Source organism: Cupriavidus sp. UME77 (genome assembly GCF_014170355.1).
GTDB lineage: Bacteria > Pseudomonadota > Gammaproteobacteria > Burkholderiales > Burkholderiaceae > Cupriavidus > Cupriavidus basilensis.
Genome location: NZ_LZZU01000032.1, coordinates 171,599 through 195,640 on the forward strand (window position 1 = coordinate 171,599; position 24,042 = coordinate 195,640).

A 24,042-nucleotide genomic window follows, 5' to 3' on the forward strand; every position below is an offset into this window, starting at 1 on the left:
GTAGTTCAGGCCGCGGCCTGTTGCCGGGGGACAATTTCGGCGCCGAGGAAGTCGCCCAGCGCGTTGTAGAAGCCGCCCTCGTCGTCCCAGGGAATCATGTGGCCGGCGCCCGGCACATGGCTGACTTCAAGCTGCGGCAGCAGCCCGCGAATCTCTTCGATATCCTCGGCGCGCACCACATCGCCACGGCCTGCCACCATCAACAAGGCGGGAATGCCAATACCCGGCAGGTCGGCATGCACGTCGTCGGTATGGAAACCCTGGAAGCTGGCCAGCACGGCGCGCTCGTCGCAGGTGTGCAGCCATTCGGCGCGCAACGCCAGTTGCTCCTCGGTCCAGGTGGGACAGAAGCGCCGCATGGTCTCGATGTCCACGCCGTGGCGCGCCACCGCCATGGAGTCCACATACCAGGCGAGCTGCGCGGGATAGGCGCGCCGGCCCGGGCCGGACACCGGCGGATCCACCATCACCAGCCGCGCCAGCCCGGCTGGCTGGCTGCGCGCGGCACGGATGCCGATGCGCGCGCCCATCGAATGGCCCACCACGCTGTAGCTGGGGAGGCTCATCGCCTGCGCGAACGCCAGCACGTCGGCGGCCTGGGCGTCCAGGCTATAGTCCAGCGTGTCCGACGCGGACGACAGGCCGCGTCCGCGCACATCCAGCACATAGGTGTCGAACTGCTCGCCCAGGCGAGCGCCAACGAAGCCCCAGGTGATGGCCGGGCTGGTGATGCCCGGCACCACGATCACCGGATCGCGCGTCACGCGCGCGCCGCTGTGGCCGCCATAGCGGAGATAGTGCTGGCGGATGCCGTTGGCGTGGACGTTGCCGCCGCAAACAAAGGTACTCATCTTAGTAAGCGCCCGAGAGCAAGGCACCGGCGCCTGGCACCACGGGCTCCAGGTCGAGTTGCTTGAGGATGGCGTAGGTCGTGGCGATGGCGGCGGTGATGACCGGCTTGCCGGTCATGGCTTCGACCTTGGCCACCGCCGGCAGGGACGGCATCTGCACACAGGCGGACAGCACGATGGCGTCCACATCCTTGGTGTTCATCTGCGCGACGATGCCGGGCAGCCTGGCGGGGTCGTGGCGGCCCACTTCGAGGTTGTCGGGGATTTCCAGCGCGCGCCAGTCCACCACTTCGTAGCCTTCGTTACGGATGTAGTCCACCACCAGCTCGGTCAGCGGCTTCATGTACGGCGCAACCACGGCGATGCGCTTGGCGCCGATCACCTTGAGCGCATCGATCAGCGCACCGGCGCTGGTGACCACCGGCGCGTCGGCGCCGTTGGCCGCCGTATGGGCCTGCAGGCGCTTCTCCGAGACGCGGTGGTAGCCGTGGCCCATCGCCATGATGGCCACCAGGCAGGCATAGCCCAGCACATCGACGCGGGCATCGCTCAGCTCCAGCGCGCAGCGGTCGGATTCGCCATCCATCGCGGCAAGCTCCTCCTTGACCACCTTCTTCATGCGCATGCGGCTGGAGTGGAAGGTGAACCGCTCGGGCCGCACCTGCTGGCGCGCGAGCAGCATCGCGGGGATTTCGGTTTCCATCGTGGTGTTGGAACTCGGCACGATCTGGCCGATCCGGAAAGTCTTCTGCACGGGGCGCTCCGTTGTTTCGGGGTTCAAAGCTTGAGAATGCGTTCGGCATTGCCATGGCAGACAAGGCGGCGGGTGGCCTCATCCATCGGTGCCTGCTCGATAAAATCCGCCGAGATCGCCGTGGATTCGTAGGGATAGTCGACCGAGAACAGCACGGCCTCGGCGCCCATCTCGGCAATGGCGCCGTTCAGCGCAGCCGGCGAGCACACGCCCGACGTGGTGATCACGATATTGCTGCCGATGTATTCCGACGGCTTCTTCGCCAGCTTGATGCCATGCGAGTACACCGCAAAGCGGCTGTCGAAGCGCCAGCGCTGGAACGGCAGCCCCTCGCCCATATGGCCAAGGATGAGCTTGAGCCGGGGGAAGCGGTCGAACACGCCGCCGAACACCAGGCGCAGCGCGTGGCTGGCCGTCTCCACGCCCCAGCCCCAGGCCGCGCCGCTGATTTCGGGATGGCCCGAATACACATGCGGCGCGACAAACGCATCGGTCGGATGCAGGTACATGGGCACGTCCAGCGCTTGCATGCGCTCCCAGAACGCGTCATAGGAAGGATCGTCGTAATACACGCCCTGCGTGTGGCCGTTGACCAGCGAGCCCTTGAAGCCAAGCTGCTTCACGGCGCGCTCCAGCTCGTCCGCGGCCGTGACGGGGTCATGCATCGGCAGCGCGGCAAAGCCAGCGAAGCGCGTGGGGTGGCGCGCCACCTGCGCCGCCAGGAAGTCGTTGTTCTCGCGGGCACGGCCAATGGCGGCGACGCGATCCGTCTCGCCCTGCACGCCCGGGCCGGTCTGCGACAGGACGGTGAAATCGATGCCGGCACGGTCCATCTCGCCAATGCGGATGTCGTCGAAATCGCCCAGGCGCCTGGCGAGATCGGCCATGACCGCCGCGTCGATGTGCTGGAGGTATCCCTTCGAATAGGCCTGGAAACCGGGGGCCATGAAGTGCTCTTCCAGGGCAATCTTCCGAATTCTCGTCATGCTGTGGCGACTCCTGTTTGGGTGGGGGCTTGCTAATTGATCAGTATGCTGAGCATTTTTAATATAGCAACGAGGTTGGGGAATGTCTAGCCGGAGCCAAAAGGGTTAACCCCCATAACACTGACAAATTCTGCTCAGTACACTGATTGAAATTACTCAGCATGCTGACAGTGTGGAGAACACACACGGGCAGGCTGACCTGCCCCCGGAGAGAAACGACCATGACGATCAGCCTGGCCAATGACGGTGCCGCCGTGCGCAAGCAGGGCATGACAAGGGAAGAACGCAAGGTGATCCTCGCGTCGTCTTTCGGGGCGCTGATGGAGTGGTACGACTTTTATATCTACGCGGCGCTGGCGGTCTACTTTGGTGCGTTGTTCTTCCCGCCCGGCAACGAGACCACGGCCTTCCTCGCCAGCCTTGCCACCTTCGGCGCGGGCTTCCTGGTGCGCCCGGTGGGGGCGTTGCTGTTCGGCCGGCTGGGCGACAAGATCGGCCGGAAGCACACCTTCCTGGTGACGATCCTGCTCATGGGGATCGCCACGGTGGGCGTCGGATTGTTACCCACCTATGGCCAGATCGGCATCACCGCCACCATCCTGCTGGTGGTGCTGCGCCTGCTGCAGGGGCTGGCGCTGGGCGGCGAAGTGGGTGGCGCGGTGACCTACGTCGCCGAGCATTCTCCGGTGGAAAAACGCGGGCTCTACACCAGCTCCCTGCAGACCACGGCCACGCTCGGCCTGCTCTCATCGCTGCTGGTCGTGTACCTGCTCAAGACATTTCTCACCGAGGCGCAGTTCCGCGAATGGGGCTGGCGCTTGCCGTTCCTGGTCTCGTTCCTGATGCTGGTGGTGTCGGTCTACATCCGCGGCAAGCTGCATGAGTCGCCGATCTTCGCGCGCATGAAAGCCGGCAATGGCACGTCGAAATCCCCCATCCTGGACAGCTTCACGAACTGGGCCAACCTGAAGTACGTGCTGCTGCTGTTCGTGGTGGCATCCGGGCTCGGCGCCATCTTCGGCACCGGTCATTTCTACACGATGTTCTTCGTCAACAAGACGCTGCACGTGCCGCTGGAGCTGGTTCACCTGCTGATCGGCATCGCGCTGGTGATCGCCACGCCCTGCTACCTGTTCTTCGGCTGGCTGTCGGACCGGATCGGGCGCAAGCACATCATGATGGCCGCCTGCCTGCTGGCGGCGCTGGCCACCCAGCCCATCTTCAGGGCGCTGACGCACTACGCCAACCCGGCGCTGGAGCAGTTCCAGCAGCGCAACACGGTGCAGCTGCGCGCCGGCGATTGCCACTTCCGCCTGTTTGCCGAGCCGGTGTCGGCGTGCGACAAGGTCAAGGGCTACCTGACGGATCTTGGCGTCGGCTACGAGTTCACGCAGAGTGATGCCGGCGCGCAACCCGCTCTGCGCATCGGCGACACGACGCTGCAGGGCTTTGACAAGGCGGCGATCAAGCAGGCGCTGGTGGCCGCCGGATGGCCGGAGCACGCGGACCCGGCTGCCATCAACCGCCCGATGCTGTTCCTGATGTTGCTGATCCCCATCCTCCTGCTCGCCATGGTGTACGGCCCGCTCGCAGCGTTCATGGTCGAGCTGTTCCCGGCGCGCATCCGCTACACGTCGCTGTCCCTGCCCTTCCACCTGGGTGCGGGCTGGGTGGGCGGCATGCTGTCGTTCGTCGTGACGGCGATGAACGTGTCCAGCGGCAATGTGTACTTTGGCCTCTGGTATCCGGTCTCGATCGCTGCCATCGCCTTTGTCGTCGGCATGGTGTTCGTGCCCGAGACCCGTGGCCGCGACCTGGATACCTGATCCCGCTGTGCCCCCTGTAGCCCTGTAGCCCGGCTTCGTCCTCTGGCGCGAAATTTGCTCAGTACACTGTATTTAATAGTCAGCATACTGATCGCTGCACCAAGACGAAGCCATCCTGTTTTCCACCCCGGTTCCTGAACCCCATTCACCCTGTCTGGAGCGCCCCCATGAAGTCTCTGCACAACGCACGCCGCACCCCGATTTCTGCCCCGATTCCTGCCCCGATTCCTGTCCTGATCCCGGCCCTGATCGCCCTGCTATGCAGCACCGCCGCGCTGGCGGATGCCAACGGCGTCAAGGTTGGCGTGATTACCGATATGTCCGGCTCCTACGCTGATCTCTCGGGCCGCGGCTCGGTGCTAGCGGCACAGATGGCCGTGGAAGAGTTCGGCGGCAAGGCGCTCGGCAAGCCGGTCACGGTGCTCTCCGGCGACCACCAGAACAAGGCGGACATCGCCTCGTCGCTGGCGCGCCGCTGGTTCGACACCGATGGCGTGGACATGGTGATCGATTTCCCCAACTCCTCCACCGCGCTGGCGGTGCAGGAAATCGCCAGGCAAAAGCAGAAGATCAATATCGTCTCCACCGGCGGCGCCATGGCGCTGACCAACCAGAACTGCTCGCCCACCGGCTTTCACTGGGGCTGGGATACATATTCGGTGTCGGCGCCGCTGGTCAAGCGGCTGATCGCCGACGGCAAGAACAGCTGGTACTACATCACCGTGGACTACGCGCTGGGCCAGTCGCTGGAATCGGATTTCCGCAAGGAGGTGGAGGCCAGCGGCGGCAAGAACGTGGGCAGCACCAAGCATCCGCTTAACGCCAGCGATTTCAGCAGCCCCATCGTGGCCGCCTCTGCGTCCAAGGCCAAGGTGGTGGTGCTGGCCAACGCCGGCAACGACATGATCAACGGCGTCAAGGCCGCGGGCGAGTTCGGCCTGATCAAGGGCGGACAGACTGTGATCACGCCGTCGACCTTCATCACCGACCTGAAGAGCCTGGGCCCCAGCGTGGCGCAGGGGCTGACCTATGTGGACCCGTTCAAGCTCGACCTCGACGCCAGGTCAAAGGCCTTCGTCGAGCGCTTCTACGCCAAGCACAAGGCTTACCCGACGCACGGGCAGATCGGCGTGTATTCGGGTGTGCTGCACTACCTGAAGGCGGTTGAGGCGGCCAGGACGGTGGATGGCCCGGCGGTGGCGGAAAAGATGCGCGCCCTCGCGGTCAACGACGACTTCGTGCATGCCGGCAAGGTGCGCGTGGATGGCCGCATGGTGCATGACATGTACCTGGCGCAGGCCAAGACGCCGGCGGAGTCGAAGGGCCCGTGGGACCTGGTCAAGTACATCGGCACCATCCCCGGCGACTCGGCATTCCGCCCGCTGTCCGCCAGCGAATGCGCACTGGTGAAGAAGTGAGCCACGATGCAGAACCGACCTGCCAAGACCAAACAGCGGAGCACGCATGAGCCAGGCTGACGTCATCCTTGAAACCCGGGGGCTCACCAAGGAGTTCAAGGGCTTCACCGCCGTCAGCAAGGTCGACCTGCGCGTTCGGCGCGGCGCCATCCACGCCCTGATCGGGCCCAATGGCGCCGGCAAGACCACGTGCTTCAACCTGCTGACGAAGTTCCATGCGCCCTCCGCCGGGACCATCCTGTTCAACGGCGAGGACATCACGCGGGCGCGCCCCGCCCAGATCGCCCGCAAGGGCGTGATCCGGTCCTTTCAGATCTCGGCGGTGTTCCCCCAGCTCACCGTGATGGAGAACGTGCGGGTGGCGCTGCAGCGCAAGCTCGGCACCGCCTATCACTTCTGGAAGAGCAAGCGCTCGCTGGACGAGCTCAACGATCGCGCGCTCGCGCTGCTCAAGGCCGTCGGCCTTGAGGGCTTTGCCGACCTGCCGACCGCCGAGCTGGCCTATGGCCGCAAGCGTGCGCTGGAGATCGCCACCACGCTGGCAATGGACCCCGAGCTGATGCTGCTCGACGAGCCCACGCAAGGCATGGGGCACGAGGATGTGGAGGTGGTGACCGCCCTGATCAAGCAGGTTTCCGCGGGACGCACCGTGCTGATGGTGGAACACAATATGAGCGTGGTGTCGTCCATCGCCGAGCGCATCACCGTGCTCCAGCGCGGTGCCATCCTGGCGGAGGGGCCGTACGAGGAAATGACGCGCAACCCACAGGTAATGGAGGCGTACATGGGCACGGCCGATGCCGCACTGACGGAGGCCGCATGATGAGCCAAACCACGAGCCAACTCACGAACCAACCCACGAGCCAGCCCACCCCTGCACTGCAGATCCAGGACTTGCACGCCTGGTACGGCGAATCCCACATCCTTCACGGCGTGGACCTGAGCGTCAACCCGGGCGAGGTCGTCACCGTGCTGGGCCGCAACGGCGCGGGCCGCACCACCACCATGCGTGCCATCATGGGGCTGGTCGGCGCCCGCAAGGGCTCGATCCGCGTCAACGGCGCCGAGACCATCGGCATGAAGACGCACCGCATCGCGCCGCTGGGCCTGGGCTATTGCCCGGAGGAACGCGCGATCTTCTCCAGCCTGTCGTGCGAGGAAAACCTGATGCTGCCGCCGGTGTTCAAGCCTGAGGTTGCAACGTCGGGCCGAGAGCCGATGCCGCTGGACGAGATCTACGCGATGTTCCCCAACCTGTGGGAACGCCGCAAGAGCCAGGGCACGCGCATGTCGGGCGGCGAGCAGCAGATGCTGGCCGTCGCCCGCATCCTGCGCACCCGCGCGAGCGTGCTGCTGCTCGATGAAATCTCCGAAGGCCTGGCCCCCGTCATCGTCCAGACCCTCGCCAGAATGATCACCACGCTCAAGAAACGCGGCTACACCATCGTCATGGTGGAGCAGAACTTCCGCTTCGCCGCGCCACTCGCCGACCGCTTCTACGTGATGGAGCACGGCCGCATGGTGGAGTGCTTCGACGCCAGCGCGCTCGCGCGCAAGATGCCCACGCTGAACGCCCTGCTTGGCGTGTAAGGAACCATCGTCATGGAATTTTTTGGCATACCCATGCCCGCCCTGCTGAGCCAGTTGCTGCTCGGACTCGTCAACGGCTCGTTCTACGCCATCCTGAGCCTTGGGCTGGCAGTCATCTTCGGCCTGCTCAATGTCATCAACTTTGCCCACGGCGCCCTGTTCATGCTGGGCGCCGTGCTGGCCTGGATGGGCCTGGCCTACCTGGGGCTGAGCTACTGGCTGATGCTGCTCCTCGCCCCGCTCGTCACCGGCGTGCTGGGCGTGGTGCTGGAGCGCACCATGCTGCGCCGGCTCTATCGCTTCGATCACCTCTATGGCCTGCTGCTGACGCTGGGCATCTGCCTGCTGATCGAAGGGCTGCTGCGCTCGGCGTATGGCGTCTCCGGCCTGTCCTACCCCACGCCCGAGGCGCTGACGGGCGCCACCAGCGTGGGCTTCATGGTGCTGCCCAACTACCGCGCCTGGGTGGTGGCGGCCTCGCTGGTGGTGTGCTTCGCCACCTGGTACGTGATCGAGAAGACGCGGCTTGGCGCCTACCTGCGCGCCGGCACGGAGAACCCGCGCATGGTGGAAGCATTCGGCATCAACGTGCCGTTGCTGGTGACGCTGACCTACGCCTTCGGCGTGGGGCTGGCCGCCTTTGCCGGCGTGCTGGCCGCACCGGTGATGCAGATCTCGCCCCTGATGGGCCAGAACCTGATCATCACCGTGTTCGCCGTGGTGGTGATCGGCGGCATGGGCTCGATCCTCGGTTCCATCGCGACCGGGCTGGGCCTGGGCGTGTTCGAAGGCATGACCAAGGTGTTCTACCCGGAAGCCTCGGCAACCGTCGTCTTCGTGGCCATGGTGTGCGTGCTGATGGTGCGCCCCGCCGGCCTGTTCGGAAAGGAAAAATAATGACCGTAGACTCTCGCGCAAGACTGACTGGCGCCTTGCTGATGGCGGCCGTCGCGCTGGCGCCCTTGCTCGGCGCCTACCCGGTGCTGGCCATGAAGCTGATGTGCTTTGCCTTGTTTGCCTGCGCCTTCAACCTGCTGCTGGGTTTTACCGGGCTGCTGTCGTTCGGCCATGCCGCCTTCTTTGGCGGCGCGGCCTACGCCTGCGGCTACGTGATGAAATCCCTGCACGCCACGCCGGAGCTCGGGCTGCTGGCCGGCATGGCGTTCGGCGCGCTGCTCGGCTTGGCCTTTGGCGCGCTGGCGATCCGGCGCCAGGGCATCTACTTTGCGATGGTGACGCTGGCGCTGGCGCAGATGTTCTACTTCTTCTGCCTGCAGGCCCCGGTGACGGGCGGCGAGGACGGCTTGCAGGCGGTGCCGCGCGGCAGCCTGTTCGGGCTGCTCTCGCTGGAGGGCGACCTGACGATGTACTACGTGGTGTCCATCGTGGTCGGCGCCGCACTGCTGCTGATCGCGCGGGTGGTGAACTCGCCCTTCGGCCAGGTGCTGCGGGCCATCAAGGAGAACGAGCCGCGCGCCATCTCGCTGGGCTATGACACGGACAGGTTCAAGCTGCTGGCCTTTGTGCTGTCGTCCGCGCTGGCGGGACTGGCAGGCGCCTTGAAGACGCTGGTGCTCGGCTTTGCCACGCTGACCGACGTGCACTGGGCCATGTCCGGATCCGTCATCCTGATGACGCTGGTGGGCGGCATGGGCACCTTGTCCGGGCCGATCCTGGGCGCGCTGGTGATCGTCGCGGTCGAGAACAAACTCGGCGATGCCGGCAGCAGCCTGGCCGCGATGACGGGGGTGGACTGGTTCAATACGCTGGGCGAGTCGGTCAGCATGGTCACAGGCCTGATCTTCGTGGTCTGCGTGCTCACCTTTCGCCGCGGCATCATGGGCGAGTTGCAAGCCCTGCTGGAACGCCGGGCCGCGCTGGCGCGCCCCGCCCCGGACAGCGCCGCCACGCCCTTGCACGGCCACTGCGCCACTGCGGCCACCTCGGCGACGCTCAAGGGTTAACGCTGATTCAGTCGGCAATTTAAATCAGTACACTGATCATTAATACTCAGCATACTGATCAAAGGAGATGCATCATGGCTTGGACCAAGATCGCCACCACCGGCCAGCTTCAGGACGATGAAGTGATGCCGCTCACGCTTGGCGACGCGCAGTTGGCCCTGTACCGCAGCGAAGGGGAGTACTTCGTCACCGACAACGTCTGCACGCACCAGTACGCGCTGCTGTCCGACGGCTACCTGGAGGATGGCTGCATCGAATGCCCGCTGCACCAGGCGCGCTTCGATATCCGCACCGGCCAGGCCATGTGCGCGCCCGCCACCCAGGGCATCAAGGTCTACCCGGTCAAGATCGTGGACAGCGACGTCCTGGTCGATGTCATGGTCACAGCCTGAGCGCCGGCCATGTCACAAGACGCTCCCATCCTGATCATCGGCGCCGGCCAAGCTGGCGCCACGGCCGCCGCCGCGCTGCGCGCGCTGGGCCATGACGGCGGCATCGTCATGGTCGGCGGCGAGGCCCATGCGCCGTATGAGCGCCCGCCGCTGTCCAAGGCCGTGCTGGCGGACGAGCAGCAAGACGAGCGCATCGGCGTGCACGCGGCCGGCTTCTATGCCGAGCGAGATATCGACTTGCGCTTGGCCACCACCGTGGTCTCGCTCGATCCCGCCCGCGCCACGGCGCATTGCGCCGATGGCCAAGCAATTTCCTTCAGCCGCTGCCTGCTGGCGACCGGTGGGCGTGCCCGCACCCTGGCCGCCCTGCCCGAGGGCCAGCCCCGGGTGCACTACCTGCGCTCGCTCGCCGATGCGCGCGGCTTGCGGGCCGCGCTGCGCCGCGAGCGCGCGGTGCTGGTGATCGGCGGCGGCTTCCTTGGACTGGAAACCGCATCCACCGCCCGTGCCATGGGGCTGGCGGTGACGGTGGTCGAAGCCGCGCCGCTGTTGCTGCAGCGCGCCGTGCCGCCGGTGTTCTCCGACTGGCTGGCGCAACGCGTGCGCGGCCTCGGCATCGACCTGCGCCTGGGCGGCGGGATCGCGTCGATCCCGCCGGCTGTGGACGAAGTCGCCGTCACGCTGGCCGACGGCACCGTCCTGCGCGCGCCGCTGGTGGTGGTGGCCATCGGGCTGCACCCCAATGTGGGCCTGGCAGAGGCGGCCGGGCTTGCGCTCCACCCGGGCAACGGCGGCATCCAGGTCGACGCGCACTGCCGCACCAGCGCGCCGGGTGTGTTTGCCGCCGGCGATTGCGCCAGCCAATACCAGCCGTTGTTTGGCCAGGAGATGCGCCTGGAGTCGTGGCAGAACGCCAATGAGCAGGCCCGCATCGCCGCGGCCGCCATGCTCGGCGTGCCGACGGCCCCGGCCGCCCTGCCCTGGTTCTGGACCGACCAGTTCGGCTGCAATATCCAGATGCTGGGCGCCATGGACCCCACGCTGCGCTACACGCTGCGCGGCAGCACAGAAGCACCCGACGCCGGCACGCCCCCCAGATTCCTGCTGCTTGGCATGGCCGGCGCGCAACTGCGCCACGCCATTGCAGTCAACGCGGGCGGCGACCTGCGCCAGCTCCGTAACCTGATCGAACAAGGCACCGCCTGCGATATCGGCCTGCTCTGCGACACCGCCCTGCCCTTGAAGCAGGCGGTGCGCGAAGCCGCCGCCGTGCGCGCGAGCGAAACCCAATCCTGAACGAGGAACGAAACATGTACCAGACCCATGCGGTCATCAACCGCACGCCGCGCGCCAAGGACGCCGAACTGGCCGCCTGCCAGTGGCCGGAAGACGCCCTGCATTTCATCCCAGACTGGGTGTACACCAGCAATGCCGTGTACGACCTGGAACTGGAAAAAATCTTCCGCGGCCGCTCATGGAATTTCGTCGCGCTGGAGGCCGAGATTCCCAACTCGGGCGACTTCAAGCGCTCTTACGTCGGGCCGACACCCGTCGTCGTGGCGCGCGCTGAAGACGGCTCCGTCAATGTCTTCGAGAACCGCTGCGCGCACCGCGGCGCGGAGTTCTGCCGGCATGGCCAGGGCAACGCCAAGGAGTTCGTCTGCCCGTATCACCAGTGGTCCTACGACCTGAAGGGCAACCTGCAGGGCGTGCCGTTCAAGCGCGGCGTGAATCGTGCCGGTGGCATGCCCAAGGACTTCCGCAATGAAGACCATGGCCTGGTGAAGCTGAACGTGGCCACGCGCAACGGAGTGATCTTCGCCTCGTACGCCGGCGACATGGAGCCGCTGGACGTGTACATGACGCCGGAAATCCTCAAGGATTTCGACGTGGTGTTCAACGGCAAGCCGCTCAAGATCCTCGGGTACTACAAGAACGAATTGCCCTGCAACTGGAAGATGTACCACGAGAACCTGAAGGACCCGTACCACGCCACGCTGCTGCACTCCTTCCTGGTGGTGTTCGGCCTGCTCGTCGCCGGCAACGACTCCGCCATGATCGCGGACCCGGTGCACGGCCGCCACGGCACCATGGCCTCGGCCAAGAAGGAAGACAAGTACGCGGCGGTGAGCGACGAGAACAAGAAGGAAATGCGCTCCTACCACGAAGGCATGCGCCTGCAGGACGACCGCTTCCTGGAGTACATCAAGGAGTTCGATTCGCCGTGGTCCGTCACCATGCAGACCATCTGGCCGAACCTGATCGTGCAGCGCGAGATGAACACGCTGGGCGTGCGCCAGATCGTGCCCAACGGCCCGGACAGCATGCTGATGCAGTGGACCATGTTCGGCTATGAGGACGACACCGAGGAGATGACGCGCCACCGCCTGCGCCAGGGCAACCTGATGGGCCCGGCCGGCTTCCTTGGCCTGGAAGACAACGAGGCGATGAAGTTCGTGCAGGAGGGCGTGCGCCGCTCCAGCACCGACCGCAATGTGCTCAAGCTCGATCCCGGCCACGTCGGCACCGCCAACTCGCTGATCTCGGAGTCCGCGATCCGCGCCATGTACCAGTACTACCGCAGCGTGATGGGGTTCTGAACAGCATGACACCGACAATCACCCCAACCATGACACCGATGGCGCATAGCCTCTTTCGCCCCTGCCAGCTGGCCCCCGCGCGCGCGCAAGCGCTGCGCATGGAGATCGACGCCTTCCACGGCGAATACTGCGCCGTGCTCGATGCCGGCATGGTGGAAACGTGGCCCGAGTTCTTTACCGAGGATTGCATCTACCGCGTCACCGCGCGGGAGAACGTGGAACTCGGGCTGCCGGTGGGGCTGGTCTATGCCGAAGGCCGCGGCATGATGCACGACCGGGCGGTGGCGATTGCGCGCACCCAGATGTTCGCGCCGCGCTATATGCTGCACCTCGTCACCAATACGCGCGTCACCGATGAAAGCGAGTGTGGCGAGATCCACGCGCAGGCCAGCTTACTGCTGCTGCAAACGCTGGTGGAAGGGCCCACCACCATCCACATGGCGGGCACTTATCACGACCGCTTCGCCCGCATCGGGGGCAAGCTGCTGCTGGCCGAGCGCCAGGTCGTGTACGACACCACCATCATCGCCAACGACCTCGTCTATCCGGTCTGAGCAGGTGTAGTCCAAGCGCCGGCGCCATGCCGGCGCGCTGTCCCTACATGATGCGCAACACGGTGCGGCTATAGTCGTTGTTAGCCTCGACCAGCGTGGACAGCAAGTCCATGAACACCTTGCGCTGCGCCGGGCGCAGCGGCGCCAGCATCCGCTCCTGCGCACGCTCCATGTCCGCGCGCAGCGACGCCACCACGGTCTGCCCTTCCTTGGTCAGGTGCACGTGGCGCGTGCGGCGGTCGGCCGGATTGTCCTTGCGCTCGACCAGGCCACGTTCTTCCAGGCGGCGCACCACGTCGGCGGTGGTGGTGCGATCAAAGCCGACTTCCTGCCCAAGCGCGGTCTGGTCCAGCCCGGGCAACACGGACAATACCGTCAGGATGGCGTACTGCACCGGCGTGATGCTGGGAGACTTGCATTCCTCGAAAAACATGGCCACGTGGATCTGGTGCAGGCGACGCACCAGGAAGCCGGGCCGCGCCCACAGAAGTGCCTTGGCCGGGTCCGCTTCGGACTGCACCGGATCCTCGGCCGGAGGAGCGGAGCGCGTCGTTTGACGTTTTGCAGAGGACATTCAACTCACCAAACTTGTTAGCATGCTGACAAGTATAGACGACTGGCCCCACCCTGGTGCCGAAACGCACCGTTTCAGGTCCTCTCCGAAGCGGCCTGCCCGCCTTGCGCGATGCGCGCCCGGCCCCGCTGCCGCGCCGCCGTCACGCAGTCCCGGTACAGCTGCACGGTTTCGCGCCCGAGCGAGGCCAGCGAGAAGTTCACCTCCACCCAGCCGCGCCCGCGCCGCCCCATGCGGGCCGCGCGCCCGGGGTCCGCCGCCAGCTGGCACATGGCCTGCGCCAGGGCATGCGCGTCGCGCGGCGGAACCAGCACGCCGTGGGCGCCATCGAGAAAGGTCTCGGGTATCCCGTCCAGCGCGGTGGCAATGACTGGCTTGCCGCAGCTCAGCGCTTCCAGTATCACCAGCCCCAGCGCCTCGCTGCCCACGGCCGGATGCACCAGCACATCGATCGCCTGCAACAGCGACGCCACATCATGCTCGAACGGCAGGAAGTGGATGTGCCCGCCCAGGCCCAGCGCCTGCGCCTGGTGGCGCAACTGCGGAATCAGGTCGCCTTCGCCGACGCAAAGGAAATGCGCATGCGGATGCCGTGCCAGCACCTGCGCCGCGGCCTTGACGAAGTAGAACTGCCCCTTGCCGTCGGGCCGTTGGGCCCCGCCGATCATCGCGTAGACCCACGCATGCCGTGGCAGCCCCAGGGCCTCGCGTACCCGATAGCCTCGCATGGCGATGCGGCGAAAGCGCTCGGTGTCGATCCCGCAGTAGATCCGCCGCAGCCGCAAGGCGCGCTCCGGATCGACCCGGCGCAGCGACTCCTGCACCGCATCGGACACCGCAATCACGTTGGAGAACGCCGCCAGGTAGCGGCGCGTGCGCTCCTTGAGCTGGGTCATCAGGTGGCGCGTCACCACCACCGATGCGGTTCGGCCAGACAGCATCCAGGCCGCGATCGCCACCCAGTAATCGCGCCCGTGATGCGCGTGGATGACATCGATGCGCTGCTCGCGGACATAGCGTGACAGCACCAGCGGCCAGACCGCTCGCCCGGCATCCAGCGCCAGCACCTGGATGCCGGGCATGGCCTGCGCCGCGTCGATCCAGCGTGCGCGCGCCGGCGCGGCCAGGCTCACCACGCAATCCTGCAACCGCAGGGCCCGGCACAGCGACAGCGTGTGCGAATCGATGCCGCCGCCATCCAGCCGGGAGTTCAGTACCAGCACCCGCAGCTGGCCCGCGGACAGCGCGGCGCCTCGGTCAACATGCATCATGACACCACCTCCACGCCGCGGCGATCTTCATAGGCAGTCGCCAGCTTCAGCAAAAATTGCCCGACGTGCGAGGTCCGCGCGACCGGCACGCGCGGCAGGCCGAACAGGTTGCCGCCGACCGCAGCGCGGCCGCGCTGCGTGGTCACGGCACTGTGGTAGCCGGCTTCGCGCACCAGGTCGGCGACTGGCTGATTGAACTCGCCATAGGGGTAGCAGAAGTGCCGGACCGGCACGCCGAGCGCATCTTGCAGCGCGAGCTTGCTGCCCGCGATCTGGTCCAGCGCGGCAACGACCTCCATCCGGGTCAGGTCCACATGGGTGCGCGTATGCGCACCGACTTCCATGCCCGCACGGGTCCACACGCGCAGTTCCTGCACGGTCATCAGCGGCGTCTCTGGCACGCCAATGGCCGCGTCCCAGGCATTGGTCCTGCCGACCAGGCTGCTGACCGCATAGCAGGTTGCGCTGAACCCGCAACGCTGCAGCACTGGCAGCGCATGCTCCAGGTTGTTCCGGTAGCCGTCGTCCAGCGTGATGCCCACCACCCTGCCAGCCTTCTCGCCGCGCAGGTAAGGCAGCAGGTCGCGCAAGGCCAGGCCGCGATACCCCATCAGCCGGAGCAGGCGCATCTGCCAGGAGAAATCGCGCGCGGCCACCACAAGGCTGCGCATCGGCGTGCCACGCGGCGGCGGCGCATCGATCTGGTGATACATCAGGATGGGGATTCGCGGTGTCATGTTTTTCCTCGGCGAACAGGAGCAAAGCAGAACGGCGTTGCGCAGCCGGCGCGGCTGGAAGCGGTACTTGAGCGCGGTCGGGCCAGCATGTTTGCTTCGTTTAGCCACGACTACGACCTGGGAAGTACCGACAGCAAACCGTTGGACTGGCACAGCCAAGGCCGCTTGCCAGAAATGCGCCGGCCCACATCGATCTCTCCAACTTTCTTCCCGACATGCGATTCACCTGAGCCCCCTTGGATCAAGCCCTGAAGTCTAGGGACGGTGCCTATCGGCGTCTGTTGGAAAGTGACGCAAAACCGTGCGTAATTGTGCTTAATTGTGCGTAGTTGTCTCGAGTTGATTCGAGCCGCTTCAGGGCGAAGCGTTGGCCTATAGAATCGCTTCGCATTGGCCGGGCAACACCAATGCGATCCGCCCGACGAGAGCCTTCCGCCCGCCGCCAGAGCGCGCCCGCATCTTCGAGCCACCGCCCCGCCGCGAATCGCCCATCAGCCGCGCCGGCCCGGACCTGGCGATCGTGCGGCGCATTGCGCTGGCCCACGGAGGCCAGGCCTCGCTGGACCGCGGCGTGGCGGGCTGCATGCGCTTTACCATCACGCTGCCCGCCCGGTACCTCGCGCCGGTGCCCGTGCCTCCATGTCAGGCGCAGCGAGACTAGTCGGGCAAATCCCACGCTGGCAATGCCCGCCCTCACCCAGCCGCACCGCGCGCCCCGGCCAACACAGGCGCGACGACAAAGCCGCACATCTCGCCACACTTTCAGACAAGCGGGGATAGATTGCCCACAGACACGGCAGGCCTGTCCGTTCACAATCCCCTCATGCATCGCCACTGCCTTTGATTTCCAAAACAGGCCTCTACGCCTATTCCCCAAGACATCCGCCGCAGATTGCCTGACCTTGATCCTTTTTCCGTAGATCCCCGCAACGCCAATGGCCCATCCCACGAACCGCCGCAGGCATGGCCTGATCATCGCCGTGCTCACCCTGTGCGCCATCACCGCGTTGGCGGCCTGGCGCCTGACACCCGGCAAGCACCCCGAGTACATCACCGCCACCGTCACCCGCGGCGACCTCGAAGTCACCGTGCTGGCCAATGGCATATTGCAGCCCATCCGCCAGGTCGAAGTCGGCGCGCAGGTCAATGGCCAGCTCAAATCGCTGAAGGTGAAGCTCGGCGACAAGGTCAAGCAGGGCCAGTTGCTGGCCCAGATCGACCCGGTGCTGCTGGAGAATGCGCTGCGCCAGGCGGATGCCGCCGTGGCCAGCGGCAAGGCCCAGCGTGACGCCAAGCGCTCGCGCCTGCGCCAGGCCCGCCTGAACTGGCAACGCCAGCGTGAACTGCAGTCGCAGGAGGCGGCCTCGCGCCAGGACCTTGAAATCGCCGAAGCCGACCTGCGCTCGCTGGAGGCAGAGCTGATCGCTCTGGACGCCGATATCGCGCAGCTCAGCATCAAGGCCGAGTCCGCCCGCATCGACCTTGGCTACACCCGCATTGTCGCGCCGATGGACGGCGAGGTGGTGGCGCTCACCACGCTGGAAGGCCAGACCGTGGTGGCGTCCTACCAGGTACCGACCATCCTCAAGCTGGCCAACCTGGATGCCATGACCGTCAAGGCGCAGGTGTCGGAGGCCGATGTGATCCGCATCGCCGACCGGCAGGCGGTCTACTTCACCATCATGGGCGAGCCGGACCGCCGCTACCACGCGTCGCTGCAGGCCATTCAGCCGTCGCCGGAGAAAATCAACAACGCTGTGTTCTTCAATGCCTTGTTCGACGTGCCCAATCCGGGCCACAAGCTGCGCATCGATATGACGGCACAGGTCGCCATCATGCTGGGCGAGGCCAGGGACACGCTGCTGGTGCCCCTGGCCGCGCTGGGGCCGCGCGGCCAGGACGGCAGCATGGAAGTCCGCGTGCTGCGCCCGGACCAGCGCGTGGAGACGGTGAAGGTGCGCACCGGCCTGAGCAACAACGCGCATGCGCAAGTGCTGAGCGGCCTGGCGCAAGGCGATCGCGTCATCACCGGCGATGCCGCTGCCGTCAACGCGGAGACCCGGTCATGACGCAAGCCCCGCTCTTGCTGCTGCAGCATGTGGAACGCACGTTCCGCGCCGGTGACCAGGACATCCCCGTGCTGCGCCAGGTCAGCCTGGCCATCTGCGCGGGCGAGATGGTCGCCATCGTTGGCGCGTCCGGCTCCGGCAAGTCCACGCTGATGAACATCCTGGGCTGCCTGGACCAGGCCAACGCCGGGCACTACCTGGTGGCAGGCCAGGACGTGGCGGCCCTGGACGATGACGCGCTGGCCCGCCTGCGCCGCGAGCGCTTCGGCTTTATCTTCCAGCGCTACCACCTGATGGCCCAGCTATCCGCCGCCGACAACGTGGAAGTGCCGGCCATCTACGCCGCCACCGACCGCGCCGCACGCCGTGCCCGCGCCCTGCAGCTGCTGGAGCGGCTGGGCCTGGGCGAGCGCGCCGGGCACCGTCCCTCCCAGCTCTCCGGCGGCCAGCAGCAGCGCGTGAGCATTGCCCGCGCGCTGATCAACGGCGGCCAGGTGATCCTGGCGGACGAGCCCACGGGCGCGCTCGACAGCCATAGCGGCAAGGAAGTCCTGGCCATCCTGCGCGAGCTGCATGCGCTCGGCCACACCGTGATCATCGTCACCCACGACATGGGACTGGCGCGCAACGCCGAGCGCATCATCGAGATCGCCGACGGCCGCATCGTGGCCGACCGCGCCAACCGGCCGCCGCGGGCCGAGGATGAGCTGGGTAGCAGCCCTGTGCGAGCCAGGCTGGCCGCCCAACCCCCGGGGGCCGGCGGCAACGCCGTGGCCCCGCTGCGGCGTGCGCGCGCCTGGCAGGGCTTCACCGAGGCCTTTTCCATGGCCTGGGGCGCATTGATGGCGCATCGCATGCGCACCGCGCTGACCATGCTGGGCATCATCATCGGCATCGCCTCCGTGGTGTCGATCGTGGCCATCGGCGAAGGCGCCAAGCGCTACGTGATGGCGGATATCCGCGCCATCGGCGCCAACACGCTCGAGATCTTCCCCGGCAAGGATTTTGGCGACGACCGCGCCGCCGGCATCCGCACGCTGGTCGCCGCCGATATCGAGGCCCTGCAAGCGCTGCCGTATGTGGACAGCGCCACTGCGATCACCAGCAAGGTCCAGCGGCTGAGGTACCGCGGCGTCGACGTCAATGCCACCGTGCATGGCGTGGGCGCCAGCTTCTTCCGCGTGCGCGGCCTGGGCCTGACGCAAGGCGCGGCCTTCCTGCCCGACGAGTTGCGCAGGCACGCGCAAGTGGCCGTGATCGACGAAAAAACCCGCCGCAAGCTGTTCGGCAGTGCTCTGAGCGCGCTGGGCCAGATCATCCTGGTGGGCAACCTGCCTTGCGTGGTGATCGGCGTGGCGCGCGAGAAGAAGACCATGTTCGACGACAACGGCAGCAGCCTCAATATCTGGCTGCCCTACACCACCGCGGGCAGCCGCATTTTCGGCCAGTCGCATTTCGACGAGCTGTCCGTGCGCATCCGCGACGGCCAGCCCAGCGCGGCAGCCCAGCAAGCCATCGAGCGCCTGCTGACGCTGCGCCACGGCAAGAAGGACTTCTTTACCTACAACATGGACAGCATCGTCAAGACCATGGAACGCACCGGACAGGCGCTCACGCTGTTCTTGTCGGCGGTCGCCGTGATCTCGCTGCTGGTCGGCGGCATCGGCGTGATGAACATCATGCTGGTCTCGGTGACCGAGCGCACCCGCGAGATCGGCATCCGCATGGCCGTGGGTGCCCGGCAGCGCGATGTGCTGATGCAATTCCTGACCGAAGCCGTGCTGGTATGCCTTCTGGGCGGGGTGATCGGCACCGCCGTGGCCTACCTGATCGGGCTGGTGCTGGCGCTGCTGATCCCGCAATGGCAGATGGTGTTCTCCGCGGGCGCGGTTGCCGGCGCCTTCCTGTGTTCGACACTGATCGGCGTGGTGTTCGGCTATATGCCGGCGCGCAACGCCGCGCGCCTGCAACCGATCGAGGCGCTTGGCCATGAATAGGCGCAATCCGCATTCGCCACGGCCACCACGGCCGCCACATTCGCCGCGCGCGTTGCCGGTGCGCCTGCGCGCCGCGCTGCCGGTGATTGCCGTTGCCCTGAGTGCTTGCAGCGCACTGCGCACGCCGGAGGTGGATCCCGCGCTGGACGTGCCGCAGCACTGGCAACATGCGCCCCGGCAGGACACGGCCGGGGCACCGGCCACGGCGCTGGAGCCGCACGCCTGGTGGGAGGCCTTTGGCGATCCACAACTGAGCGCGCTGGTCGCGTCCGCGCTGGCAACCAACAACGATCTCGCCATTGCCGCGCTGCGCTTCGAGCGCGCCCGCCTGCGCGCAGGGCTGGCCGCCACCAACCGCGCGCCCGAATTGAGCGCGCAGGCCAGGGGCACGCGCCAATGGAACCTGGAAGGCCCCGGCCGGCGCGACGAAGGGGGAATCAATGCGACAGTGAACTATGAGATCGACCTGTGGGGGCGGCTGGCCAGCCTGCGCGGCGCGGCGGACTGGGAAGCGCGCGCGAGCGCGGCCGACCTGGAAGCCGCAACCATCGCCCTGGCGGCGACCACGGCCACGCTGTACTGGCGCGCCGGCCTGCTGAACGAACTGATCGACATCTCCGGCCAAAGCCTGGCGGACGCACGGCGCACGCTTGGCCTGGTGGCCGCGCGCCACCGCGCTGGCGCGGTGTCCAGCCTGGACCTGGCGCAAGCCGAGCAGCAACTGGCCGCCCTGCTGGCCGAACGTACCGTGCTGGACCAGCAGCGCAGCGAAAACCGCCAGGCCCTGGCCATCCTGTTCAACCGTCCGCCCGGGCACGGAGTGGCCGAGCCGCAGGCCTTGCCCGTCGAAGCGCTGCCGCGCATCGCCGCGGGCATTCCCGCCGCGCTTGTCGGACGCCGGCCCGACGTGCGGCAGGCCGAATGGCGCCTGCGCGCCGCCCTGGCAAACGCCGACGCGACCCGCGCCAGCTTCTACCCCAAGCTGACGCTGACCGGCATCGTCGGCACCGGCAGCGCGGCGCTGGCTTCGCTGCTGCGAGACCCCACCGCCCTGCTCGGTGCCGGGCTGAGCCTGCCCTTCCTGCAATGGAACACCACGCAGCTGACGATACAGGTGTCGCAGAACGAGTACCAGGAAACGGTGGTGCAATACCGGCAGTCGCTATACACGGCCTTTGCCGAAGTGGAAAACGCGCTGTCCGACCATACGGGGCTGGGCGTGCGCGCGGACCGGCTGGGAGAATCGCTGGAGTCCGCAAGCCGGGCGGAGCGGCTTAGCGCGGCGCGCTACCGCGCCGGCGCCACCACGCTGCAGCCCTGGCTCGATGCAAAGGAGACGTTGCGCCAGGCAGCCGTGGCGGCGGCGCGCAACCGGTTCGACCGGCTGGTGAACATCACGACCTTGTACAAGGCGTTGGGGGGGCCGGCGGTGGAGAGCGGGGCCTAAGGGTTGGGCTTGAGGGTTGGGCTTGAGGGTTGGGCTTAAGGGTCCGGGCTACTCCAGCGCGGCGCCCTTGCGCTCCGGAATCAGGAACAGCGTAGCCAGGATATCCAGCACATAGATCGACGCCAGCACCGCAATCGCGGTGCCGAACGAGTAGCTGGCGGCCAGCGCGCCGACCACCAGCGGGCCAAAGCCACCCACGCCACGGCCGATATTGAACAGCACGTTCTGCGCGGTGGCGCGTGCCTGCGTGGGATACAGCTCCGAGATGAGCGCGCCGTAGCCGCCGATCATGCCGTTGACGAACAGGCCCATCACCGCACCGCCGAACAGCAGCGCGTAGGGAGTCGATAGCTGGGAGTAGACAAAGACCATCACCACTGCCCCGGCCTGGTAGATCAGGAAGGTGGGCCGGCGGCCGACGCGGTCCGCCAGCTGGCCGAACACCCAGATCCCGATGGCCATGCCGATGATGGTCACCGAGGTCCACAGCGCGGACTTGGTCAGCGAGTAATTGAATTGCTTGGCCAGGTAGGTCGGCATCCAGATCATCAGGCCGTAGTAGCCGAAGTTCTGCACCGAGCACAGCACCACCACGCCCAGGCTGGCACGCGCGGTCGCGGCATCCGCCACCAGCATCTTGAGCGGGTTGCCCTTGCGCGCCACCTTGCTGCTGGCAACGAACACTTCCGGCTCACCGATAAAGCGGCGCACCACGAACGACGCCAGCGCCGGCAGGACACCGATGGCAAACATGCCACGCCAGCCGATATAAGGCAGCAGCACCGGCGTCAGCAGCGCCGCGGCAAGCACGCCCGCCTGCCAGCCAAGGCCCACATAGGAGGAAACGCGGGCACGCTGGCCGGGCCGGCAGGCCTCGGTGGCCAGCGCCATGCCGATGCCGAACTCCCCGCCAAGGCCAAAGCCGGCGATGGTCCGGTAGGCCAGCAGGTCCCAGTAGCCCTGCGCGAGCGCGCACAGGCCGGTGAAGGCGGCAAACAGCAGGATGGTCCAGGTCAGCACCTTCACCCGGCCCACGTAGTCGCTCAGGATGCCGAAGAAGATGCCGCCGGCCACCGCGCCCACCAGCGTCCACGTGACCAGCGAGCCCGCCTGGGTGCTGGTCAGCCCCAGGCCGGCAGACACCGCGCTCAGGATAAAGCCGAGGATCAGCAGGTCGAAGCCGTCCAGCGCGTAGCCGACCGCCGAGGCGATCACGGCCTTGCGGGCGTAGGCGCCCTGCTCCTGTTCCGTGAGGCCTTGCTGGCCGTGCGGCGGATTTGCTGCCGCGGCCGGCTTCAGCCCGGTCACCGCGGCGGCGTTGGCATTGGCGTTGCCCTGTGTCATGTCGATTCCTGTGCGCCACAAGCGAAAAATTTTGCGAGATTCTACTCTCGTGGCTGGCCGGCTGGCCCGGAAGGGAGAAAGGGGGGAAGATAGAAAACGAATGACGCACGAATTGCATTCGGCGCGGGAGCAACAATCGGACAGCCAGCCAGACACTACACGCACAGAACGGGAAAAATGCTAACCAGAATGTATGCGAGCCTTTGTTTCTATAGCGATCAATTCGATCCCGAGGCGCTTGCCGACACCATAGGGCTCAGCACCTATGACTACTCTCGGAAAGGGGAACGCCGAGCGCTGGGCGTCGTTCCGCACTCGGTCCTGAAAGTGACTTCCTGCGATGAGATCGAGGGATGTTCAGCGGATGAGCACATCATGTGGCTGATAGAGAAGATCTCCCCGATGTATCAGCACATCCGCGCGGCGCTCGGCAGCGATGGCTATATCTTGTGCTTTCTGTTCTGCGAGGGGGATATCGAAAACGTCGGCGTCCACGTCTCACCGCAGACACTCCGCCAATTGGCTGCGATCGACGCGGGGCTTTCCATCGACACCTGGGCGCCTGCCGCGACCCCAGGCCCCGAAGACGGCGACGAGGAAGCGCCACATCACCTGCGCCATTGAATGGTGGCCGATGACGACCCGCTTCAGGCCGCTTCACCCGCCGTTCGATACTGGCTTGGCGTGACGCCCGCCCTCTTGCGCATCAGGCGCCTGAGCGCCGTGGCATCCTCATAGCCCACCTGCTCGGCAACCTGCTCGACGGACATCCGGCTCGACTCGATCAGCATGCGGGCGCGATTGAGCCGCACGCTCTGCACCAGCGCCAAGGTACTCTTGCCCGTGGCCTCGCGCACACGCCGCGACAGCGTTCTCTGGGACATGGCGAACTCGTCCGCCAGCACCTGGATGCTGGGTGGCTGCGGCAACGCGGACTCGATCCGTGCCACCAGACGGCCGACCAGCGCATTACCGTTGGACAACATGGCCGGCACCACGAAGCGCGCTTGTGCCTGCCGGCCGTCGATCAGCAGGACCCGGCTCACCGCGTCGGCAAGCGCAACGCCAAACCGGCTGCGCAACAGGTGAAGCATCAAGTCGGTCTGTGCAAATGCCGCGCCGGCTGTGCTCACGTGCTCATCGGCGCAGACCATGCGGTCGGCATCGACGATGCAGCGCGGCTCCAGGCGTTGCAACTCGGCTGCCAGCCACCAGGATGTCGTGACCCGGCGTTGCGCCAGCAGGCCCGCAGCCTGTAGCAGGAACACCGCGGAGCAAGATGCCGCGACATGGCCGCCGCCGCCGGCATGCGTGGCAACTGCCCGGGCCGCAAGCCGCGCATCGTCTTGCGCCAGCCGGCTGGCGATGGCGTCGGCATCGTCGATGCCCAGCCCCGGCACGATCCAGGTCGTCGCATGCCCGGCCTGCGCGCGCAGCCGCGCCGGCAAGGCCGCGGCTTCGATATGCATGCCGCCGCTCAGCGGCACCGACCGCCCTGATGTCGACACCACGCGCCAGGTCGGCCGGGGCAGATGCATGCGCGGCGCGAGCAGCGAAGCCGCGCGCAGGATATCGATCGTCGCAGCCACGCTGGTTGAGTAGGCGCCGGACAGCGCCAGAACAGTGAAATCCTTCATTGGCCGGAAACGCCCTAAAGATGTCTAAATT

At 66.5% G+C, this 24,042-nt stretch carries 23 protein-coding genes; 15 read left to right on the plus strand and 8 right to left on the minus strand.

The window, feature by feature from the left end; all coding sequences use genetic code 11:
• Positions 1-5: 5 nt before the first annotated feature.
• The 3 genes from A9975_RS12655 to A9975_RS12665 form a co-directional block, all read right to left on the minus strand.
• The gene (locus tag A9975_RS12655) at positions 6-851 is read right to left on the minus strand and encodes an alpha/beta fold hydrolase (RefSeq protein WP_183032980.1); all 846 of its coding nucleotides are present in this window, start codon (positions 849-851) and stop codon (positions 6-8) included.
• A 1-nt stretch (position 852) separates the two neighbouring features.
• On the minus strand, positions 853-1,554 hold the full coding sequence (locus tag A9975_RS12660; protein ID WP_183033154.1) for an Asp/Glu racemase: 702 nt from the start codon (positions 1,552-1,554) through the stop codon (positions 853-855).
• 74 nt (positions 1,555-1,628) lie between these two features.
• Positions 1,629-2,591 (minus strand): amidohydrolase family protein, encoded by a 963-nt coding sequence (locus A9975_RS12665; RefSeq protein WP_183032982.1) that lies wholly within the window; start codon positions 2,589-2,591, stop codon positions 1,629-1,631.
• A gap of 221 nt (positions 2,592-2,812) precedes the next feature.
• Here A9975_RS12665 and A9975_RS12670 point away from each other — a divergent pair, with 221 nt between their 5' ends.
• The 10 genes from A9975_RS12670 (at position 2,813) to A9975_RS12715 (ending at position 12,935) form a co-directional block, all read left to right on the plus strand.
• On the plus strand, positions 2,813-4,417 hold the full coding sequence (locus A9975_RS12670; RefSeq protein ID WP_183032984.1) for an MFS transporter: 1,605 nt from the start codon (positions 2,813-2,815) through the stop codon (positions 4,415-4,417).
• Between the two features lie 245 nt (positions 4,418-4,662).
• Complete coding sequence (locus A9975_RS12675) at positions 4,663-5,835, plus strand: ABC transporter substrate-binding protein (RefSeq protein WP_183033155.1); 1,173 nt, start codon at positions 4,663-4,665, stop codon at positions 5,833-5,835.
• A gap of 46 nt (positions 5,836-5,881) precedes the next feature.
• A complete protein-coding gene (locus A9975_RS12680; protein WP_183032986.1) occupies positions 5,882-6,658 on the plus strand; it encodes an ABC transporter ATP-binding protein in 777 nt (258 codons plus the stop codon).
• Positions 6,658-7,425: an ABC transporter ATP-binding protein gene (locus A9975_RS12685; RefSeq protein WP_183033156.1), complete on the plus strand. Its 768-nt coding sequence runs from the start codon at positions 6,658-6,660 to the stop codon at positions 7,423-7,425. Before A9975_RS12680 ends, A9975_RS12685 begins: the two co-directional genes overlap by 1 nt.
• Before the next feature lie 12 nt (positions 7,426-7,437).
• The gene (locus A9975_RS12690) at positions 7,438-8,322 is read left to right on the plus strand and encodes a branched-chain amino acid ABC transporter permease (protein WP_183032988.1); all 885 of its coding nucleotides are present in this window, start codon (positions 7,438-7,440) and stop codon (positions 8,320-8,322) included.
• A complete protein-coding gene (locus A9975_RS12695) occupies positions 8,322-9,389 on the plus strand; it encodes a branched-chain amino acid ABC transporter permease (protein ID WP_183032990.1) in 1,068 nt (355 codons plus the stop codon). The genes A9975_RS12690 and A9975_RS12695 overlap by 1 nt, the downstream gene beginning before the upstream one ends.
• 74 nt (positions 9,390-9,463) lie before the next feature.
• A complete protein-coding gene (locus A9975_RS12700) occupies positions 9,464-9,781 on the plus strand; it encodes a non-heme iron oxygenase ferredoxin subunit (protein ID WP_150986098.1) in 318 nt (105 codons plus the stop codon).
• A 9-nt stretch (positions 9,782-9,790) separates the two neighbouring features.
• Positions 9,791-11,077, plus strand: coding sequence for an NAD(P)/FAD-dependent oxidoreductase (locus tag A9975_RS12705; protein WP_183032992.1), 1,287 nt, complete (start codon positions 9,791-9,793; stop codon positions 11,075-11,077).
• Between the two features lie 14 nt (positions 11,078-11,091).
• Complete coding sequence (locus A9975_RS12710; protein ID WP_183032995.1) at positions 11,092-12,381, plus strand: aromatic ring-hydroxylating dioxygenase subunit alpha; 1,290 nt, start codon at positions 11,092-11,094, stop codon at positions 12,379-12,381.
• A 38-nt stretch (positions 12,382-12,419) separates the two neighbouring features.
• Positions 12,420-12,935, plus strand: a complete 516-nt coding sequence (locus A9975_RS12715; protein WP_183033157.1) for an aromatic-ring-hydroxylating dioxygenase subunit beta — start codon at positions 12,420-12,422, stop codon at positions 12,933-12,935.
• A 43-nt stretch (positions 12,936-12,978) separates the two neighbouring features.
• On the opposite strand, the gene A9975_RS12720 is transcribed toward A9975_RS12715, so the two are convergent.
• The 3 genes from A9975_RS12720 to A9975_RS12730 form a co-directional block, all read right to left on the minus strand.
• Positions 12,979-13,509 carry a MarR family winged helix-turn-helix transcriptional regulator gene (locus tag A9975_RS12720; RefSeq protein ID WP_220810716.1) on the minus strand — a complete coding sequence of 177 codons (531 nt, stop codon included), beginning with the start codon at positions 13,507-13,509 and terminating at the stop codon, positions 12,979-12,981.
• Positions 13,510-13,583: 74 nt separating this feature from the next.
• On the minus strand, positions 13,584-14,780 hold the full coding sequence (locus tag A9975_RS12725) for a glycosyltransferase family 4 protein (RefSeq protein ID WP_183032997.1): 1,197 nt from the start codon (positions 14,778-14,780) through the stop codon (positions 13,584-13,586).
• A complete protein-coding gene (locus A9975_RS12730) occupies positions 14,777-15,517 on the minus strand; it encodes a polysaccharide deacetylase family protein (RefSeq protein WP_183033000.1) in 741 nt (246 codons plus the stop codon). Before A9975_RS12730 ends, A9975_RS12725 begins: the two co-directional genes overlap by 4 nt.
• Before the next feature lie 367 nt (positions 15,518-15,884).
• On the opposite strand from A9975_RS12730, the gene A9975_RS12735 reads away from it, so the two are divergent.
• The 4 genes from A9975_RS12735 (at position 15,885) to A9975_RS12750 (ending at position 21,030) form a co-directional block, all read left to right on the plus strand.
• The gene (locus A9975_RS12735) at positions 15,885-16,178 is read left to right on the plus strand and encodes a hypothetical protein (protein WP_183033002.1); all 294 of its coding nucleotides are present in this window, start codon (positions 15,885-15,887) and stop codon (positions 16,176-16,178) included.
• A 274-nt stretch (positions 16,179-16,452) separates the two neighbouring features.
• Positions 16,453-17,586, plus strand: a complete 1,134-nt coding sequence (macA, locus tag A9975_RS12740) for a macrolide transporter subunit MacA (RefSeq protein WP_183033047.1) — start codon at positions 16,453-16,455, stop codon at positions 17,584-17,586.
• Entirely contained in the window at positions 17,583-19,583 is a 2,001-nt protein-coding gene (locus tag A9975_RS12745; protein WP_183033074.1) for a MacB family efflux pump subunit, read from the plus strand. Before macA ends, A9975_RS12745 begins: the two co-directional genes overlap by 4 nt.
• Positions 19,576-21,030, plus strand: coding sequence for an efflux transporter outer membrane subunit (locus tag A9975_RS12750; protein WP_183033075.1), 1,455 nt, complete (start codon positions 19,576-19,578; stop codon positions 21,028-21,030). The genes A9975_RS12745 and A9975_RS12750 overlap by 8 nt, the downstream gene beginning before the upstream one ends.
• Positions 21,031-21,078: 48 nt before the next feature.
• Here A9975_RS12750 and A9975_RS12755 read toward each other — a convergent pair whose 3' ends face one another.
• Positions 21,079-22,374 carry an MFS transporter gene (locus A9975_RS12755; RefSeq protein WP_183033076.1) on the minus strand — a complete coding sequence of 432 codons (1,296 nt, stop codon included), beginning with the start codon at positions 22,372-22,374 and terminating at the stop codon, positions 21,079-21,081.
• A gap of 189 nt (positions 22,375-22,563) precedes the next feature.
• On the opposite strand from A9975_RS12755, the gene A9975_RS12760 reads away from it, so the two are divergent.
• Positions 22,564-22,998: a DUF4279 domain-containing protein gene (locus tag A9975_RS12760; RefSeq protein ID WP_183033077.1), complete on the plus strand. Its 435-nt coding sequence runs from the start codon at positions 22,564-22,566 to the stop codon at positions 22,996-22,998.
• Between the two features lie 23 nt (positions 22,999-23,021).
• Here the strand turns inward: A9975_RS12760 and A9975_RS12765 are convergent, their stop codons facing one another.
• Entirely contained in the window at positions 23,022-24,011 is a 990-nt protein-coding gene (locus tag A9975_RS12765; RefSeq protein WP_183033078.1) for a GlxA family transcriptional regulator, read from the minus strand.
• Positions 24,012-24,042: the final 31 nt, after the last annotated feature.